This is a genomic window from Bartonella sp. AD328YNZD, from assembly GCF_042196425.1.
This window is the reverse complement of the sequence record NZ_JBHIQG010000195.1, coordinates 1-4,792: the sequence shown is the minus strand read 5'-3', so window position 1 is coordinate 4,792 and position 4,792 is coordinate 1. Positions and strand designations below refer to the sequence as shown.

1 protein-coding gene is annotated in these 4,792 nt (G+C 38.7%); it reads right to left on the bottom strand.

Features of this window, described 5'->3' with window-relative positions:
• Positions 1 to 4,742 (bottom strand): autotransporter outer membrane beta-barrel domain-containing protein (locus tag ACFIO3_RS08915; protein ID WP_375704338.1); only part of this gene is annotated, 4,742 nt, incomplete at its 3' end.
• Positions 4,743 to 4,792 lie beyond the last annotated feature (50 nt).

Sequence of the window (4,792 nt, the reverse complement as noted above, 5' to 3'; positions counted from 1 at the left end):
AATTTCTGCTGAACATGCTCCTGTTTCGAAGTCGCTTCTGGAGCATAAGCACGGAGAGTGTATTTGTAAGGTGAGTTGATGAGTGCAACATAATCGCCATCAAGTTGGAAAGAATCTTTCTTTGCTTGACCATAGACCTGAATAATTGAAACACTGTGGGCAATCTTAGCATTCTCCTGACCATTTCCTACATTGCCTGCATCACCTCGTACATGTATTTTTGTTTTTCCAGAAACATCGCCATGAATAACAATTCTATCCGTTACTTGTTGATCGCTTGGATCATGAGGATTTAAACGGGCATTGAGATGAATTAAAGCATCCCCCTGCGCCTCATAAACTCTGCCTGTTCCATTTCCAATATGGAGAGTCTGATATTGTCCTTGAGTTTTCGAAGCTCTAAAATCAATAACACTATTTACAAGACTCACAGCAGAAATACATGAATCCACGCATCCTGAATCTAGAACACCCAAATTCCTCTGTGAACTTCTTTTTAGAATCCACTCTGAACTATTGACCAAGTCCAATTTTGCATAAGAACTTTTATCAACGCGAACATCACCTGTAACAATAGAATTATTAACCGAAACCAATATATTAGAATCATTCTCGGCTTTCAATAAGAAGTCACCCGCAAGAGTTGTTTTATTTTCTAATGAAACACGACCACCAGAATGATTACCATAGATCGCTATACCATTTGCAACTTCAAACTTAGTTTTTTTCAATGAAATCGCCCCTGTTACGCCTATAGGTGTTTTCTCCTGTGTGGATACAGCGCTCCGTTTAACAATTGCCTTCTCAGTTGCTAAATCTTTACCTCGAGTTTGTTTATTTCCGTCTTTCTGTGTTACTCCATCAAAGTATATACCATAAGTCCCATCACCTTCCACTTTAACAGTAGAGGACTCGATATTTGCGTGATTCATAGCAGAACGAACGTCAGAGGCTCTCTTTTTCCTAGGAGAATCCGCCTCGTTCCCACCACCATTTACAATCCACAAAGCATGAGCGTCAGTAGTAACATTTCCGTTCTTAAAATCAACAGAACCATTATCAGTCAACAGAAAAGCTGCACGTCCAAAGTCATCTGCAGCATCTAACTTACCCTGTTGTTTTTTCGCAGTAATTCTCACTTTGTCTAACTTAATACTGCCCCCAGATTCTGACCTTACTGCCACGCCTCTTGCAATAGCAATATCTCCAGAATCCATGGTTATCTCACCAGCCTTACTTGCCAAAGCAGCTGCAACAAAATCTCCTGTCATATTAATTTTCGTATTACTTAATTGAATAGACGATTCAGAATCTGCAAAAGCAGCCACATACTGGGCATTGACCGTTCCATCATTCATCTTAACCTTTCCGCCACTTTTAGCTTCAAGCCCAATCACAGAAGATTGAATCGTTGAGTTTTTACTCAAAACAATTTCTGCTTTTTCCTCTGCAAGTACAGCACTCACAGGATTTGACGGAGTAAGATCAAGACTATTTTTATCATCAGAAGAATCCACACCACTAATGGTAACACTCTCTAACGTAATAACCGTATTCTGCTTCTTTGCATGCATAGAATGTTGAGATTTATCCGTTGCCTTCAGTGTAAGACCTTCCATTGTATATGGTTTTCCATCACTGCACAAATAAGCAACTTGCGACATACCCGCACTATTTTGCTCCGCATTACCACACTGAGAAGAAACACCTCCATTACCAGAACGATCAAGCAGAAGAACACGCCCAACAGGTCCAGAAGGTTTCCTCAAATCCACAGAAGTAGCAGAATTTATAGGTGTAATGCTATTAGATACAGTAACAGGTAGAGGCATTAGAGAAATCCCACCTGTAGATATTATAGAATCGTCATCACCTGTATCAGACCTTCCAAAAGAGTTCAGTAAAGTAGTGACTAAAGATCCTGAGTATATTCCATTCTCTTCATCATCATCTTCTATTATATCACCCTTACTTGAATTATTAGGAAGAGAAATATTCGGAGTTTTATCATATCCAGCTGTTGTTCCCAATAATGTACCTTCTGTTTGCGAATCCATACTAGAATCATCTGTATCAGATCTCAGCAATAAACGTCCCTGCCCAGACGATGAAGAGCTTTCTGTATTTTCTCCACCAGAAGAAACAACATTCTCACTTTCTAAAGAAAAATTCCAAAATTCGTTCCCCAATCCTACCAAACTAGAAATGAAAGGGTCATTTTTTGTTTTCTCAGCACGAAGAATATATTTATAAGGCGTACCCAGTGTTACATAAGAACCTTCTAGCTTGAAAGAATTCTGTTCTGCCTGCCCATAAACTTGAATAAGCGAAACACTATACTTTTGATCTGAATCCGTATTCCCCTTCCCACCTGAAGTATCATTCACATGCACTATAGTTCCATTTTCTCCGCCAACATCACCATTAATTATAAGCCTATCAGATATTTGAGAGTTTTTCGTACCAATCGGCGCTAAATTTACATTGAAGTAAATTTTAGAAGTCCCAGAAGCTGTGTAAACGACACCATTTCCCTTTTTATTTCTATCTCCAATGAGAAGGGTTCGATATTCAACATCCTCAGCATTTCCATTTTTTAAAGAAGTGAAAAATCTAATATTACTATTAGCAAGTTTCATAGATGAAATACATGAATCCACACAAATGTTATCTGAACTTCTCAAATCACGACTATATAGATCCTTTGTTACATACCACTCCGATCCGTGAGATAAAAAAAGCTTAGCATGGGAACTTTTATCAATACGAGCACCTCCCTTAATTAAAGAATCTTGAACAAAAACAAACAGGTTGGAATCCTCTTCAGCGTTCAATAGTAAACCACCAGAAAGAGTTGATTCGTCTTTTATAACAACGCTTCCCTCTAAACTATCACTATAAATGGCCACGCCCTCAGGAACTTTAAGACGTGTACCTTTCAAAAGAACAGCATGCAATCTATCTTTGTTTATTGTTGCTCGATATTCTTTTGATTTATCATCACTCTCCCCATCAAAATATATACCGTAAGACTCGCCTCCTAGTTTAATCGTTGAATTTTGAATATCAGAAATCATTAGATGGGTAAATTTAGGAGATACACCATTACCTATAGAAGATGAATTTTCCTTTAAAGAATTCTTTATAACAGAAACAACCTGTCCAATAGCAGAACCGTTAGCATGAAACGTACTTATTATCTTTTCACCCAATCTCATTGTTCCACTATTATCTTCTGCATCATCATCATCATCATCTTCATTATCTTCATTATCTTCTCCTTCATCAAAACCGCCAGACCACTCATTATTAAAAGCATCCATTCCAAACTCATTATTTATCAACAACGCAAAGGCTTTGGAGCCCTCAAGCTTTCCATTTTGGAAAGAAATACCACCCCCAGACGATAATAAACCAGCACTATATTCGCTTAAACCATTGCTACCTTTTATCCCAGAAACTCTGACCGTCGTTTCATCTAATACAACAGTTCCCCCTGTTTCCGATATAACGCCTATTCCACCCTCTATTATAGTCATCTCTCCAGAATTCATTACGATAACTGAGTTTCCAGAACTCCAAAGACCAATCCCAAGAACATCAACCTTTACTCCATCTAAAGAAATTGCCCCACCCTTTTTAGTCAAAGCAGCTATATGTGCACCCTTGATGCTCCCCCCTTTCATAGTAATACTTCCAGAATCTTTAGCTTCAAGTCCAGTAAAAAAACCCTTAATATTTGAATTAATTAAATTAACACTTCCATTTTCTACCAGCACAGCAACATCAGAGAGCTTAAGAGCTTTACTAGCATCCTTCTTTTGATTTTGAGGATTACCATTAGAGACACCTTGAACTAATCCCGTAATATCCGCTATATTTTCAAAACTGTAAAAACCATTTTCGCCCTTTACATGCATAATAGATACAGCGTCTAAACGAAGATGAGTTTTTTCTGGAGATTCCCCTGTATTACCCTTCAAGTGTACAGCACTCTCACCGTCTTTTGCTATAATATTTTTCCCTTGCACCTTATAGTTTCCAGCATTGCTGCAAGAAATAGCTCCATATATAGCATCATTAAAACTGTCTGAACCAAGGATTTTACTACCCTGTAGCCCTCTTACCCCCATACTCGCATCTCTTGCATTTCGAGCCTGTCTCCCAGATTGAACACCCACCCCACCTGGGACAGCAGGGAGTAAAGTACCAGATGCTCTTTGTGAATGAACTCCAGCACCGTTTTCAGCCCCCCAAATACCACCCGGAATAGCAGCGTCAAAACTATTAGGAACAGCAATATGCGAAGGACGACCTGCAACAGCACCTGCAACAGCACCTGGAATAGCACCTGCAACAGCACCTGGAATAGCTCCTGGAACAATTTCTACACTATTCATTAGATTACCAAGAGTAATAGTACCATTAAATTTAGTAGAATGACAGCTAGTAATAGGTGAATACACCCGTACAGGTTCCTTATCAGCCCCATCATTAGAACCGATTGCCTTTTTCCCCTGAATTTGCAATTCTCCAGATAAAACGTCATTAGATCTATCCTCAGAAGGTGGAGTTTCTGGATTAGGTGTAATTGCATTTGCGTATGATAAAGATGCTCCGAAGTTCGGTAATGGCAACCGATTACCCATCACCTCCATAGAAACATCTACACCTTGTAAAAAGAAGAAAGCACTTGTTGTCAGTGCATACAGACTTGTACGCTTTTTAAATACATTGATCATATGTCAAACTTTCTAAATAATGTTGCAAAAACACTAGAATTAAGTGAAAA